The sequence below is a fragment of the Paenibacillus sp. BSR1-1 genome, from assembly GCF_030403775.1.
Taxonomy (GTDB): Bacteria; Bacillota; Bacilli; order Bacillales; family Cytobacillaceae; genus Neobacillus.
Genome location: NZ_JAQMWQ010000008.1, coordinates 48,060 through 63,614 on the forward strand (window position 1 = coordinate 48,060; position 15,555 = coordinate 63,614).

Genomic DNA, 15,555 nt, shown 5'->3' on the forward strand with positions numbered 1-15,555 from the left:
GTTAGGTTTATTTAATTTGTTCTTCGGCTTGTTTTTGAGCGTCCTCTAACACCTTATCAAGGTCTTTTCCTTTAAGGTAGTCCTGCATTCCAACTGCTAAAATATCTTCAATGGCATACGTATGCAAACCATAGTTTACTTGTGGAATTTGCTCAGTCCAGTTAGCAAAATCAGTAATGATTTTTTGTCCTCCAAAGAAATCATCGGATGCCTTATAGGCTTCCCCTTCTGCAGCTGGCTTATAGGTACCAATGGCACCGATTTCTTTATTCAAAGTCTGGTAGAAGTCAACATTGGAACCAAAGGTTTTAGCAAGGAAATCCACTGCTTTTTCTTTTCCTGGAACGTTAAGGACGTACCAAGAGCTTCCACCTAGGTTTGATGCGTTTACCGAACTTGCAATTCCAGATTGTTTTGGCATTGGCACAACTGCCCATTTGCCAGATTGGGAGGCTTCAGATTTAATGGATGGTGTAATCCAGTTCCCAGTTGGAACAGTTGCAACATCCCCGCTGTTAAATCCTGCGACAAACTGGCTCCAGTCAGAAACAGGTTTCACTAAATCAGCATCTAAAATTTCTTTGTATGTTTTGAATGCTTCTTTTAAAGCTGCATTACCAGCTAAGTCAGGTGTAACCCCATCCTTCTTTAAATACCAAGCACCACTTGACTGAATCATCATGCGGATAAGTCCAAGGTCTTTTGGATCCTGTGTCAGCATGACTTTACCAGTTGCTGCTTTTACCTTTTTACCAATCTCAATGTACTTATTCCAGTCGATATTTTGTAAATCAGCTACTTTGTAGCCGGCTTTTTCTAAATAATCCGTTCTAACATATAATCCAGTTACGCCAGTGTCGAATGGAAGTCCATAGTTTTTGCCGTCCAAGCTGGTTGGAGCCATTTTATACTGAGCAAAGTCTTCTGGGTTGAAAGAACCAGTCAGTTCCTGGAACATGTCCGGATAGGCTTTCAAGAAGCTTTGCGCCCGATAATCCTCAATCAACACAATATTCGGCAGGCCTTTCGTAGTTCCAGAGCTTAAGCTGGTGTTTAGCTTTTGAACGATGTCTGCTTGAGCATTTTCAACTACCTTAATCTTAAGATCAGGATTTTCAGATTTATAGGCTTCTTTTGCCAGATTCATTGCTTTAATGTTAAAATTCGGGTCCCATGCCCATACGGTAATTTCCTTCGTATCTTTTGACTCGCCTGAAGCTTGTTTATCCTTTGATCCAGAAGAACAAGCAGTTAAAAGTAAAATACTTACTAAAAATAGTGCTAATACTTTTTTCATTCAATATTCCCCCCAAGCGTATCTAATGTGTTTTTGTAAGCGTTATCTCCTTACAAGTACTATCGTAGCACCTGCTGGGGCTTTACCGTTAGGACGATATTTTTTAGAGTTGGTAATATTTTTACGAGTTGAATGCGCTTCCATTTTACTAAATTTGTACTTTTTTTAGATTCTAAGATTTTTTTTACAAAGTCGAACAAGGAAGCGTGATCCGAACTTTTGTCCCTTCACCCAGTTCACTGGAAATGGTTACCCCGAATGCTTCCCCATAAATAAGCTGAATGCGTTCATGGACATTCCGGACTCCAATGCCGGAGAAAAGCGCCTGTTTCCTCTTTGTATTCGGAAGTTTGTTTTCTGAGGAAACTTCCATTCCGTCTCCGTTATCGACCACTTCACAAATTAGATTGGCCCCCTCCTGCCAAACAAGAACATTGATATACCCATTAGCCTTTTTATTAAAACCATGAAAGAAAGAATTTTCGATGAAAGGCTGTAAAATTAATTTTGGGATAGGATATTCCCTGCAATCCGGTGAAACGAAATAGTTTACATTTATTCGGTTCCCATATCGTTTTTGATTGATTAACACGTAATTTTTTAAGTTCTCTAATTCCTGTTGAACTGTAATGGTTTCACTGACATTACCAATCGTATTCTGCAGCAAGGATATAAGGGCATTAATAACTTCCTCTGTTTCTTCCTTCACACCCTGCTGAACCATGAATTTAATGGAAGTCAATGTATTGTATAAGAAATGTGGATTAATTTGCTGCTGAAGGGCAGCCAGTTCGGCGTTACGCTGTTGTTTCTGTGCCAAAACCAGTTGCTTAACATAATCATGCAGTTCATCAAGCATCGAGTTAAAGGCATTGCCAATTTGTCTTGTTTCATATGTGCCGGTAACAGCAACATATTGGTCGAAGTTGTGTTTCGGAGCATTTCCGATTTGCTTCACCAGTTTCGAAAGCGAATTTGTTACTCGTCTAGAGGCTAAAAACACGATAATTAGAGCAGCAAAAACAATTCCCATCGAGATCAGAACAATCGCCTTTTTATTAATCAGATCGCCGACTGCCTTTTGTTTATCAATGATATTAAAAAGGAACATATCGAAGGATGGAAGGTATTCCATCGTGATAATTTGATCCTTTCCCATGAATTTTTCGATGGTGTAATTGTTAGAGCCTTTTTCGATTTTTGCTGCATAGTTTACAAGCTGTTCATCTTTTTTCCCAATGAGCTTCGATATGTTACTCGACACAATCACTCCCTGCCTGTCTGCCATGACAACATTATTTCCAGGTGTGGTGTAGCTCGAGTAAAACTTTCTGAACTCTCTCTCTTGAATCGCAAAATACATTGAACCATAAATCGTTCCTGATAAACGGTCCATCAGTGCTTTGGAGGCAACAATGACATTTCCATCACCATCCTCTGAAGTCTGGACTAATCGGTGGTCATACTGATACAAGAGCCTTTTCGGGTTGTTAAACGTATTGCGAGTCAGATGACTATACTTTAATTCTTCATCTGATATTGGCCAGTACCTGCGATCAGTTGCATAGCTTAGCCCATTTTTCCCGGTAACAATGATTTCAACTTCATAGGCGTTTAAATTGGATTGGATATGTTCCATTTGCTGGCCTATCGTAAAAATGGCATTCATTTTTTCCGTATTGGAGCCTTCCTCCGTTAGTATTTTCTTGAGATTGCCGCTTTGCAGGAGGTTGTTTGACGCAATTACGATTGAATAATGAAACGACTCGAAGCTCTCTTTTACTTGATTCATAACCTTCGAATTCGTAATACTGAACTTTTCAAAAAAGAATTGCTCTGACATGCGAATGGTCATCCACGTGATTGTGACGGAAACGATTACAATCATAAGAACTGTAATGAGGAACATAATGATAAACAGGTTGTTATGTTTAAAGCGATTTGGAATAAGCATCATGGATATCATCTCTTATCTTAAGGTTTGTTTTCGTTTGTATTGGCTCGGTGATACTCCCTTAATTTTCTTAAATACCTTACAAAAATAACTGTGATCAGAGTAGCCGACCATTCCGCTGATTTCAGAAATGGATACTGTCCCTTGGATAAGTAGTTTAGCCGCTTCCTCAATCCGAATCTTATTCAAATATTCAATAAACCCTTTATTATTATGGGTTGAAAAATAGTTTGATAGATACGAAGGATTAAAATGAAATTGTTTGGCGACATCCTTCAGGGTAATCGGTTCTGCATAATGGTTCCGTATATATTCCATTATCTTTTTCATGTTTAGATTGTCAGGCTCCGTTTTGGTCGAAATTATACATGTTTTGGCTTCCTCGATAAACTGATTCAACAGGGTCGCAACTTCTACTGCATTACTTGCATTTTCGATCGATTTAAAATAGGAATACCTGGCATCTTCTAATTGTTTAACGTTATATTCCATATTACTTAACAGGATAGTTATGTTAAAAATAATGTTTCCAAAGAAAGCCTTATATTCATAAACATCTGTTGTGTAACACTTTGATAAAAAGGAAACATGATCATGTAAATTTTGGATAGCCGCATCAAAATTCTTCCGTTTAAATTCTTCCGTAAACCAATCCAAATTGAAATTTTCTTTCTTAATCGGAAGCTCCGGCAAATCCTTTTTCGATAAGAATGGCAGTTGAGGGAAATAAAAACGATAGTTTATTAGTTTTAACAGACTTTCTTTGTAGATTGTTCCTATTTGAGAAAAATCCAAAAATTCTTCAGTCAGCACTAAGCCAATCCCAGGATTCGCAATTGCAAATGTTGAGGCGAAGTTCATCACTTCGGTTATATTTTCTTCGTTAACATTTAATAATAGGACCTGAATATTGAGGTCAACACTATATGAATAATGTGCAACTTGACCGATAGAATGGAGAAGCGCCTCCTCCAATTTTTTTAGTATGTCGGTCTGCTGTTTTTTAAGGTCAACACCTAATAGGCAGTAATGGCTGTATGGAAAGGCTTCTGATACTGAACCCACATCAAAATTTGCTTCATACCCCGATATTAACTTTTGGATAATTTGACCGATTGAGAGGCGGGCATCTGCTTGTTTGTCTGCTTTCTGAAACGCAGGGATTCGGCTTGATGCTGTCTTCAAAGCTTTTAATAGGATTTGTGCATCCAGCTTCGGCTTCAAAATGTAATCAACCACTCCATTTTGGAAAGTGGAACGAACATAGTCGAATTCACCAAAACTACTCAGGATGATGATTTCAATCTGAGGGTATCTTTCCTTGACGATTCTTGTTAATTCTTCTCCATCCATGATGGGCATGACAATATCGGTAATGATGATATGGGGATTAGCCGACTCTATCAATTCAAGTGCTTCTTGTCCATTAGAAGCTTCCCCCACAACCGTGAAACCTTCCTTCTCCCAATCGATATAATGTTTAATCCCTTGTCTGATTAGCATTTCATCGTCAACAATCAGCGTCCTGCATTGGTTCACTGCTGTCATCCCAATCCCCCCTAATGGTTCCATGTTTTTTGAAATATCTAATATTTATTTTATAATACAATAATCATCTGAAATAGCGTTGAAAAAATTCCCACCTATTGAAGGCGGTTACTTTTTAATGCTTACATATGATATGATTAAAGGAAGGTACTGCAAAAAAAGGCGTGATGTAATATGAGTTTCGATACCAAAACCGGAAGTTTTGAAAGAATGAAATTGCTGAATCAATCCACTGTTTTAAACATGATTCGATTAAGAGAACCGATTTCAAGAGCGGAAATTGCCAAATTAACAAAGTTAACTCCACCGACAGTAAGTTCATTAGTTAGTGAATTAATTGAAAAAAATCTGATTACAGAGGAACAATCTACCAGCTCAACGTCAGGCGGAAGAAAGCCAATCATGCTTCGAATCAACTATTCTGCCCATTATATAATCGGAGTCTATGCTGCAGCGGAGGTTATTCGAGTTATTTTGACTACAATGGATGGGAACATAGTATCCGATTTTAGTAAGGATATTACTGAGCTCCCTTCTAAAGTTGAATTTATGAGCATGATCATTGAGACCATTCATCAAATCCTAAGACATACAAATGTAGAGAAGGATTTAATCCTTGGCATTGGTTTTGCCATGCACGGCCTAGTAGACCCGGATAAAGGCATAGCCATTTTTTCTCCTCATTTACATTTAGAAAATATACCGATAAAAGATACCTTAGAAAATGAGTTCGATATTCCTGTTATAGTCGAAAATGATGTACGCGCATTAGCCAAAGCGGAAAGTTGGTTTGGACAAGGACAAGGTGTGTCTGATTTTATCTCTCTTAGTGTAGGACGAGGGATTGGTTCAGGTATCTATATTAATAATGAAATTTATAAAAGCTCATTTAATACGGCAGGAGAAATAGGACATACCATTTTAGATGTCAACGGTCCAAAATGCCAATGCGGGAATAACGGCTGTTTGGAAGCTTATGCATCAGAATCAGCCATCCTTAACAGAGTAAAGGCTGAGCTAAGGAATCATTCTGATTCGCTTCTTCATGAATGGTTGAAGGATAGAATAGATGAGCTTGATTTAAAAATGATTTTTAAAGCTGCAAGGGAAGATGATTTCTTTGCTAAATTAGTATTAGAAGAAGCCGGCCAATCCCTCGGGCTAGCTGCAGCCAACATGATTAATATTCTTAAGCCAGCAAAACTGATTGTGGAAGGAAGTATTTTCGAAGCAGGAGATTTTGTTTTAGCTCCACTCAAAAAAAGTATCGAAAAATATACTTTTAAAAGTTCCAATGAAGATATTTCTGTTGTGTGTTCAAACTTAGGAAAAACCGGTATGGTATTAGGGGCAGTAACCTTGGTATTACAAAAAATGTTCAAAACAGATGAAATATAAAAAGAGTTGGATACGGATGATCCAACTCTTTTTTGCATTTCTATTTTAGATTCTGACAATATTAGAATGCCAAATATCATTTAATTCTTTTATCTTCGCCAATTCACATTTTGGCTTTCTATCATAGGTTAATAAGCCATTGATTTCTTGTTCCACGTCCGTTAGCTGCGTGTAACAATAGCCATGTAACGCTTTTGAAGCATAAACTGCTTCCATCACCCTGCGATAATCGGCAATAAACTCGGATTCATCTCTTACAGATGTATAGCCCCAGCCATTATCTTCGCCCACTTTAAAGCCAATTCCTCCGAACTCAGTTAAAAGAATTGGTTCTCCTTTATGCTCAAATCCATCGGCATAAATGCCACGGTTAGCTGGCTTAGAGTTTAGTAGATTCTCTTTTGTGGCCAATGAATCTTTAAAGGCTTCATACTTTGCTTTTTCATCGTCTGATCCATGATTATAATTATGGATTGCGCAAATATCCGTTTCTGTTAGCTCCCAGCCATCATTTGAGATGACTAAACGAGTCGTATCAAGTGAATGAATCAAATGGTACATTGCTAAAGAATGGTGTTGCTGCTGTTTGTTGCCTTTAATAAATGGTACTCCCCAGCTTTCATTTACAGGAACCCAAGCGACGATAGATGGATGATTGTAATCCCGTTCAATGATTTCGAGCCATTCTTTTGTTAATCTTGAAGCCGCATCTTCACTATAAGATGGGAATGCTGCACATTCTCCCCAAACTAGGAAACCTAGCTTATCTGCCCAAAAAAGGAAGCGCGGATCCTCTACTTTTTGATGCTTTCTGCACCCGTTAAAGCCCATTTCTAATGCCAATTCAATATCCCTTTTTAAATCTTCATCGGTTGGGGCCGTTAATAAACCCTCTGGCCAATACCCTTGGTCAAGAACTAATTTTTGATAGTATGGCTTGTTATTTAAATAGACCATGCCATTTTCAATATGAACCTTTCTCATCCCGAAGTAGGAATCTACTTCGTCTAAAACGATTTGATTTGCTTCGTCCTTTAGCGTGACTTTAATGTCAAATAAATTTGGATTCTCAGGTGACCAATTCCAGCCAATATGATGGAAAGAAGTTCTGAAAATTTGGCGGTTATAGAGGTTAATAGCACGCTTGTTATAGGATTCAAATAGTTCAATCGTGTCCTTTGCTACCTTTTCCCCTTTAAAACTAATTTCAATGTCTGCTGTTTTGTGAATAAATTCACCTGCAGCCTCGAACTCTACAATAATATCGCCACGGTCTATGTCTGGCGTTAATCTCAATTTAGAAATACTTGTAAGGCTTACCGGCTCCAGCCAAACGGTTTGCCATATCCCAGTTGTACGTGTGTACCAAATGGAATCCGATTGTTCCACCCAGAATTGCTTTCCTCGTGGTATTGTTTCGTCTATTGACGGATCTTCCACTCTTACTGCCACGGTCTCATTACCCCAAGTTAAAAGATGGGTAATATCTAGTGAGAAGGAAACGTGGCCTCCTTCATGAAAACCAGCATACTGCCCATTTACATATACCCAAGCGCGGTAATCTACTGCTCCAAAATGAAGGACCACCCTCTGATCTTTCCAGTTTTGAGGCACAGTAAAATCCCGGCGATACCATACAAAGTCATGGAAGGATGGATCCTGGATTCCGCTTAATTTTGTTTGATAAGCAAAAGGCACATTTATTTTTTTATCATATGGAGCTTCTATTTGGAACCATTTATTTTTTAAGCCAACATTATCATCATCAAAGGCGAAGTCCCATTCGCCGTTTAAATTGACCCACTCTTTTCTCACCAACTGTGGTCTTGGGTACTCATTGCGGGGTGTAGACATATTATCAATCCTTCCTACTAATCCTATTTAATTCCTGATTGCGTCACGCCTTTAATAAAGGAACGCTGACCAATAATAAACAATAGTACGGCTGGTATGGTTGCAATCGAAGTTAAGGCCATCAACCTGCCAGGTGAAGAAACAAAGCTTCCTTGCTGCATGATGGCAATTCCTGTTGTAATCGTCCGCATTTCAGGAGAATTCGTTGTAACAAGCGGCCATAGGAAGTCATTGTAAATCCCCATAAAAGTGAAAATGGCAAGAGTCCAAATGACTGGGCGTGCAGAAGGAAGAACGACTTTTACAAACACCTGCCATTTATTAGCGCCATCAAGAAATGCAGCCTCCTCCAGCTCTTTTGGAAAACCGCGGAAATACTGATAAAGAAGAAATACACCAAATGCATTGGCTGAATACGGAAGTATCAATACAGCATACGTATCTAAAAGCCCCAGCTTATTAAACTCCATATATAATGGTAAAAACGTAATAACCCACGGAATGGTTAAGGAGCCAATAAAGATACTAATAAGCAATTTTTTAAAAGGAATATCTAAACGAGCGAGGCCATACGCTGCTAATGTATCGACAAAAAGAACAATTAACGTCCCAACAATACCAACAAATAGAGAGTTACCCATCCATTGAATTACTGGTGTATCTGAATTCCCTGCTAAGCTGAACTGGTAATTTTCTAGTGTAAATACTTTAGGAATCCACTTAATACCGGCTGTAAAGGCTTCCTGATCGGTTTTAAAGGAAGTAGCCAGCATCCATAAAATTGGTACGATAAAAATTAAGCCAACAATAATCGCTATTATAATAATGAAGACCTTAAACCCTTTACTTTGCATGCTGCACTACTCCTTTCGATTAGAAATTTTGAATTGAAATACCGAAATAACAATCATGATTAATGCCATAAGTAATGACATCGCGGCTGCATTTCCTAATTGCCGCTGCTTAAACGCTTCATCTACAATGTTCATTAAAAGCACTTTTGTAGAAGTTCCCGGACCTCCGCGCGTCATCAAGAATGGTTGACCGTAAATGTTAAAAGAGGCAATCGTTGATGTAATAACGACAAACAACATCGTTGGTTTAATACTCGGTAAAGTAATGTAAATAAATCGCTGCCAACGGGATGCGCCGTCCAGGGATCCCGCTTCATATAACTCTTCGGACACATCATTTAGGGCATTAATGAAAATGACCATGTTAAAGCCGATTGTCCACCAGAGTGTTGCGATCACAAGTGAAATCCAGGCCCATGGCATATCTGTCAACCAAGGAATCATTGGCAAATCAAGCTTTTGCATGTATTGATTAATCAGACCGCTGTTTGTATCGAGGAGCCATAACCAAATGATCGCCACAACTGAAACGGAAACTGCGTATGGGATAAAGTAAACGGTACGGAAAAATCCTTTAAATTTTCCTGGGAGGGCATTCACCAGCAACGCCAGCCCTAATCCCACAGCTACTAATAAAGGAACACTAAATACAACGAATTGGAACGTATTTTTAAGACCTTCCAAAAACAAGTCATTTAGATAGGAAGAAGAATCGAAAATTTTAGCGTAATTTTTAAAACCAACAAATTCATGGACAGGGTTCAATAAATCCCAGTTGTGTAAACTCATCCAAGCCCCGTACCCAATAGGAATCAATAGAAAAACAACAAACAATATCAAGTAAGGAAGTACAAATAAACTAGAAGTTAATTGTGATTTCCAGCCTGAATTTCTCATTCACCTTCCTCCTTTCGAATACTTTTTTCTACGTTATCTAGTAATAAAACAAGAGACGGAACAGGTCTTACTATCCTCCCGTCCGCCTCCTTTCATGTTTACTTATTTAATAATTGTTCAGCCTTTTTATTTGCATCGTCTAATGCTTTTTGTGGATCTTTTTTGCCTAGAAGGGCAAGGTTTACTTCCGCCCATAATGGGTCAGATAATTGTCCCCAGTTAGCAACGGCAGGAGCGAATTTAGCATAATCAAATTCTTTCGCTACGATAGGCTGCTGCTTCATTTGTTTAAATTCTTCACTTTGTTCATAAATCGCTTTTGAAGCTGGAGCTTGACCAGATTTAGCCCACTCCATTGTATTTGCGGCTACATATTTCAAGAAATCAGTAATACCATCTAACTTCTTGCTGTCCTTCACAGTTGCTGGAATAACGAAATTATGTGCATTTGCATAAACAGCTTGTTGTTTCGTGCCAAGCTGTGGAACAGGAGCTACACCATAGTTGATGCCCGCTTTATCCCATTGTTCCATCATCCAAGGACCATTCAGGTGCATAGCGTTTTTACCTTGTAAGAATAGTGTCACTTCGCCATCCTGTTGAACATTTGCAGGAGAAACTTTATCTTTTGTGATTAAATCCCGATAGAAAGTTAGAGCTTCAACCGCTTCAGGGCTGTTATAGTTTGGCTTACCATCTTTCATTAGCTCTCCGCCATTTTGGAATAAAATAGTCGGGAAAATGAATTGGTTTGGCCATAGGGTTGGTACAACGAAACCATATTGGTTTTTAGAAGGAACGGTTAATTTTTTAGCATCGGCCAGGAACTCTTCACGGTTGGTTGGCGGCTTCTCCGGATCTAAACCGGCTGCTTTAAATAAATCTTTGTTATAATACATGACTAGCGGGTGGATATCTAAAGGAATATTATAGTGTTTACCGCCAATGTCTCCAGCCTTCCAAGCTGTTTCAGAATAATCTTCCGCCTTGACGCCTGTTTTAGCAATCGTATCACTTAAGTCTTTTAATAAATTCTTATCAGCATAGTTCTTGAGCTGGTCAGTGTGCATGATTAAAACATCAGGTGCATTTTTTTGACCAGAAAAAGCAAGGTCAACTGTTTTATAATAGTCTGATTGTGGAACAATTTGTAAATCAACTTGATATTTTGATTGTGACTTATTGTAGTTTTCAACAATTGTCTTCATCCGCGGACCATCCGCACCAGAGAATGGAGCCCAGTAAGTAATTTTCTCCCCTTTTCCCCCGTCAGATTTACTTGTGTCCTTCGCGCTAGAACAACCTGCCAATGATCCGAGTGCAAGAGCAGCTGTCAAAGCAATTCCAAGCCATTTCTTTTTTTTCAACTTTTTCTCCCCCTTAGGTGAAAATTGTAAGTTTACTTCTAGAATGAGGAATTGGTTCCATAATATACGTCCCTCATTAGTTAATTAAATTAATTTACTAACTATCATTATCTTAATCTTGTAAGCGCTTTTTGTCAAATAGATATTTTTTGATTTTAGAATTTTAAAATAAATAAAACCAAATAAAAAGATCAACCGGAATCCGGCTGACCCTCATTTCGAAACTTATCCTTTAAGCAGGAACTCATTACCATCTTCATCGCTAAAATGAACGAAAGTGCCCCATTGCATTTCCTTCGGCTCATCTTTAAAAACAACACCGTTTGCTTTCATTTTTTCATATGTACCCATTACATCTTCACAGTTAAAAACGATGGATGCCTTCATGCTATCATGTCCAGGCATCATGGATTTTGGATAAAGCACTAAGTGTGATTGGGTATTTGCAGGGGCTACTTCGAGCCAAAAGGCATTTGGTCCCATTGGAAATTCAGCTTTAACTTCAAAACCAACCTTCTCTGTCCAAAATTCTTTTGCTTTTTGCTGATCGTCAACATAAATCGCGACCGTTGCAATATTTGAAATCATCTTTGTTTCCTCCTAGAATTTTGCTTTCTCCCTTATTTAATCAAACGTTTAATTAGTTTTTCAATTGCTGATTTCAAAGTTTCCAACAAACTCTTATTTACCAAGGGTTCAGGCAGATCTAATCAAACGCTTGATTAGTTTTCTTTCATTGTAATAATTCCCATAAATCAAGGGTTGGATTCTATTTAATCAAACGTTTGATTAGCATTCTTCAGGTATTAGTCTATTTAATCAAACGTTTGATTAGTTTTTAAATTATCCTTATTTGAGACCAAATGGAATCCTCACGATAAAGGTGCTTCCCTTTCCTATCTCGCTCGAAACTTTAATGGTCCCTTTATGGGTATCCACAATCCATTTGGCAATGGAAAGTCCCAATCCGTGTCCGCCCATTTGTCTGGAGCGCGACTTATCGGAACGGTAAAAGCGTTCGAAAATTTGCTTGATCTCCTCTCGCTCAATTCCAATTCCAGTATCCTGAACCGCGATGCCTAACTCCTGTCCTTCTTCTGAAAGGAATAACTTGACTTTCCCTTCATTTGGGGTGTATTTAATAGCGTTGTCTAATAGAATATATAAAAGCTGCGAGAGCCGCTCTGGATCTCCCACCGCCATCAGTACTGCAGGTGATTCCAGGTTTAGCGATATTTGTTTTGCCGCAGCCAGCGGACTTACAGACTCTAAGGCTTTATCTGCATATGGACGGAAGTCAAATGTTTCGGTTTTCAGTTCGATCGTATTCGAATCAGATCTGGCGAGAGTCAATAGATCGCTCACCAAATGGGTCATCCGCTTAACTTCCTGCCTCATATTCGAAAGAATTTTCCCAGAAAAATCTTCTTTTTGCGGTTCAATTGTCATTTCTATCGCATCAATCGATGATAGCAGCACACTTAAAGGAGTCCTCAGTTCGTGAGAGGCATCTGCAACAAATTCTCTCTGCCTTAAAAAGGCTCCGCTTATCGGAACCATCGCTCTTTTTGACATTTTCGTACTAATAGCGATTGCAATTCCGAAAAAGATACCACCTAAAGCAACTAAAATAATGAGAACCCAGTGAAACAATTGATAGACAAATGATATGTCTTTTCCTGCATAAAGCTGACCAATGAATTGTCCTTTATAATAGATGGGCTTGCTGGCAATGATCAATCGGATATCCTGATCCACTTCAGAAGGATGGAATTCGCCTTTATTTCCCCTTCTCTCCATACGGAGAGTTTTCTTCTGTATTTCATTTTGATGACCTTCCTGCAAAATTCGGAGAATATCGGGACGGATGCGGCGATTAGCTTCCTGTTCCATCATCACTTCGCCATTAGTGCCTACTACATAATAGAAATATTGATTCACTCCAGCGAAGACAACCTCTTGATTTTGCATTTCATGCAAATCCGTTAGATTATTTTTCAATAAATATTCTTCAATGTAGGCAGCTTCCTGATTTACTAAAGATTGAAGCTCCTTTTCTTGATTTTGCATGATTACAAAATGGAGCACAAAATACACGATGACGATAAAAAGGATGAGAAATAACATCAAAATTCCGCTATAAATCCGGGTAAGTTTACCTTGTGCGCTCTTAAATACATCCTTTTCCCTGCTAACTGAACGAATAAATGATAATGGGTTAAGATTCAAATTTATATCCTACCCCTCTAATGCTTTGCAGCCGTTCTTGTTTTCCAAGTGGAACGAGCTTTTTGCGGATCAATTTGACGGTCGCATCAATCGTTTTCATAGCCACATCCGCATCAAAGCCCCAAATCCGCTCTAGTATGATCTCGCGCGGCAGGACTTGTCCTTTATTTTGCACCAATAAATCCAAAAGCTGAAATTCACGGGGACTTAATGGAATCTCCTTTCCACTGGAACTTACGACGTGACTCATCCGATTCAGAATCAAATCTTCCATTTCGATTTCCTCTTCTAAAATAGGAGCATAGTTGCGGCGGGAAAGTGCCCGCAATCGAGCCTGCAGCTCTTCAATTTCAAACGGTTTGACGAGATAATCATCAGCGCCGGAATCCAGTCCTTCGATACGGTCCTGAACCGCATCCTTTGCTGTTAACATGAGGATTGCACCGGAATAACCGTTTTTTCTTAGTCGTCTGCAGATTTCTACTCCGCTCCCGTTTGGCATCATCCAGTCCATGATTATGACATCATATGGTAAGGAGGTGGCATAATAGAACGCATCGTCCCCTTCTTGAACCCAATCAACCTTGTATCCGGCTTTCTTTTTTAACATATATACGATTAATTCACCTAGGCGTGAATCATCCTCTGCTAATAAAATATTCATTGCTAAGACTCCTTATAGAGTTTTTTCTTTACCAATGGCTCTTTTCGTAAACTTTGTTGCTTTTGAAACTTAATAAGGTTCATTACCTAAGTTTCTGGGCTATTTTCGCAAATGTACTTACGAAAAGATGCCCCGAAGCTACTAGTTATACTGGTTGATAAACTTATACGAAAAACAACAATTTATGCGAAAATAGCCTTACCAATAAAATCTAACTTAGCAAGCTTAAAATTCACTTAAAAAGAGCACCTCATATTCAGGTGCTCTTTGGTCTACTAAATCGTTACCTTTTCCTTTTTCAATTTTTCAATTTCGTTATTTAATTCCTCATCGTTAATGAAATTATCATAGGCTGTATCAAATTGGGCTAAAGGAGCTGCGAATTGGCTGCCTGCATGTACTTCTGCTTCCATTAACAAAATCCGTTCTTCGGCACGGGCTACCCCTCTTGCAATCGTATCAGTTTGGAAGGAAACAGTTGCTTTCTGAATTTGTTTCATAGATTGTGCAACATTTGCACGAGAAGCTAATAAGATTTTCTTTTGCTGCATTTGGTTGTATGTTTCTTTCAACTGGTCTAATTTTTCAACTAAGATTTTCGTCTGAGTTTTTACTGCCTCATATTGTTCCTGATAGAGAGCCGACTGCTTTTCTAGGGTGAGCTTTTCCTGCACGGCCAGTTTTGCCATTCCCTCTTCGCCTTTTTCTATTGCCAGCTTCGCCTGGCGGGTACGCTTGTCTACTAATTTTTGTGTTTCAGATATGAGAGCCGCCTGTTTCTTTTCTACAAAAATTTGTCGTGCTAACGCTTTTTGACCTTTTACAATTTCTTGCTCCATTTCTCTGGAATATTCATTTAACATTGCGATCGGATCCTCGATGCCATCCAATAGTCCGTTAACCTCTGCCATTGCAATTGTTTTTACTCTTCTAAAAATACCCATTTTATTCAGTCTCCTTTTTAGTCATAATATTTTTTTCCCATTGGTCCAAAATCGCTGCATTTTGATTCATGACCGGTGTATGTGAACCCACAATAGATGTGTCAATAAACTGTTTCATTGAAGATGTCTTTGCTTTTTTTCTAAGCCATCTTACGAGTAGCGCGAGGACAGCTAGTCCAATAATAAGGGCGATCCATGGGAATTCGCCTTCATGATGATGCGGACCATTCATGAACTGGTTATGACCGAAGCCCTCTCCTCGAGTTCTCATTCCTCCATGGCCTTGTCCATGTGGACCTCTGGCAAAAGCGCTATGCCCCCCTAAAAAAAAGTGGAGTACATTGATCACCAAAACTGAAGCGGCAATGATGATACCCCAGAAAACAACTTTGTTCTTTTTCATATAATTTTCCTCCTTTCGTTCCTTGATGATATGAATTCTAATAGAGAATGGTGAAAACTTGGTGAAAGGAACGCTAGTCATGAAATTCTTTTTGTAAAAAAAGTATGATAGTGGGATTCAACAAAATCGTAGGGGGGTTCTCCAAT

13 protein-coding genes are annotated in these 15,555 nt (G+C 38.8%); 1 reads left to right on the forward strand and 12 read right to left on the reverse strand.

Translation table 11 applies throughout. The features are described 5' to 3' along the window. Positions 1 to 7: 7 nt before the first annotated feature. From PH210_RS13890 to PH210_RS13900, 3 genes are all read right to left on the reverse strand, one after another. Complete coding sequence (locus PH210_RS13890; protein WP_289986235.1) at positions 8 to 1,297, reverse strand: ABC transporter substrate-binding protein; 1,290 nt, start codon at positions 1,295 to 1,297, stop codon at positions 8 to 10. A gap of 184 nt (positions 1,298 to 1,481) precedes the next feature. Next, a complete protein-coding gene (locus tag PH210_RS13895; protein WP_289986237.1) occupies positions 1,482 to 3,254 on the reverse strand; it encodes a sensor histidine kinase in 1,773 nt (590 codons plus the stop codon). 12 nt (positions 3,255 to 3,266) lie between these two features. Further along, complete coding sequence (locus PH210_RS13900) at positions 3,267 to 4,799, reverse strand: response regulator transcription factor (protein ID WP_289986238.1); 1,533 nt, start codon at positions 4,797 to 4,799, stop codon at positions 3,267 to 3,269. Positions 4,800 to 4,973: 174 nt separating this feature from the next. On the opposite strand from PH210_RS13900, the gene PH210_RS13905 reads away from it, so the two are divergent. Then, the gene (locus PH210_RS13905) at positions 4,974 to 6,197 is read left to right on the forward strand and encodes an ROK family transcriptional regulator (protein ID WP_289986239.1); all 1,224 of its coding nucleotides are present in this window, start codon (positions 4,974 to 4,976) and stop codon (positions 6,195 to 6,197) included. Between the two features lie 45 nt (positions 6,198 to 6,242). Here the strand turns inward: PH210_RS13905 and PH210_RS13910 are convergent, their stop codons facing one another. The 9 genes from PH210_RS13910 to PH210_RS13950 all read right to left on the reverse strand — a co-directional run bounded on the left by PH210_RS13910 (position 6,243) and on the right by PH210_RS13950 (position 15,409). Next, positions 6,243 to 8,051, reverse strand: a complete 1,809-nt coding sequence (locus PH210_RS13910; RefSeq protein WP_289986241.1) for a glycoside hydrolase family 2 protein — start codon at positions 8,049 to 8,051, stop codon at positions 6,243 to 6,245. Between the two features lie 23 nt (positions 8,052 to 8,074). Further along, a complete protein-coding gene (locus PH210_RS13915; RefSeq protein ID WP_289986242.1) occupies positions 8,075 to 8,905 on the reverse strand; it encodes a carbohydrate ABC transporter permease in 831 nt (276 codons plus the stop codon). Positions 8,906 to 8,911: 6 nt separating this feature from the next. Then, complete coding sequence (locus tag PH210_RS13920) at positions 8,912 to 9,802, reverse strand: carbohydrate ABC transporter permease (RefSeq protein ID WP_289986244.1); 891 nt, start codon at positions 9,800 to 9,802, stop codon at positions 8,912 to 8,914. A gap of 98 nt (positions 9,803 to 9,900) precedes the next feature. Further along, complete coding sequence (locus PH210_RS13925; protein WP_289986246.1) at positions 9,901 to 11,169, reverse strand: ABC transporter substrate-binding protein; 1,269 nt, start codon at positions 11,167 to 11,169, stop codon at positions 9,901 to 9,903. Positions 11,170 to 11,394: 225 nt separating this feature from the next. Continuing rightward, positions 11,395 to 11,757 (reverse strand): VOC family protein, encoded by a 363-nt coding sequence (locus PH210_RS13930; protein WP_289986247.1) that lies wholly within the window; start codon positions 11,755 to 11,757, stop codon positions 11,395 to 11,397. Positions 11,758 to 12,018: 261 nt separating this feature from the next. Beyond that, on the reverse strand, positions 12,019 to 13,398 hold the full coding sequence (locus PH210_RS13935) for a sensor histidine kinase (RefSeq protein ID WP_289986249.1): 1,380 nt from the start codon (positions 13,396 to 13,398) through the stop codon (positions 12,019 to 12,021). Beyond that, positions 13,388 to 14,062, reverse strand: coding sequence for a response regulator transcription factor (locus PH210_RS13940; protein ID WP_289986250.1), 675 nt, complete (start codon positions 14,060 to 14,062; stop codon positions 13,388 to 13,390). The genes PH210_RS13935 and PH210_RS13940 overlap by 11 nt, the downstream gene beginning before the upstream one ends. Before the next feature lie 275 nt (positions 14,063 to 14,337). Then, complete coding sequence (locus tag PH210_RS13945; protein WP_289986251.1) at positions 14,338 to 15,006, reverse strand: PspA/IM30 family protein; 669 nt, start codon at positions 15,004 to 15,006, stop codon at positions 14,338 to 14,340. A 1-nt stretch (position 15,007) separates the two neighbouring features. Continuing rightward, on the reverse strand, positions 15,008 to 15,409 hold the full coding sequence (locus PH210_RS13950) for a hypothetical protein (protein ID WP_289986252.1): 402 nt from the start codon (positions 15,407 to 15,409) through the stop codon (positions 15,008 to 15,010). Positions 15,410 to 15,555 lie beyond the last annotated feature (146 nt).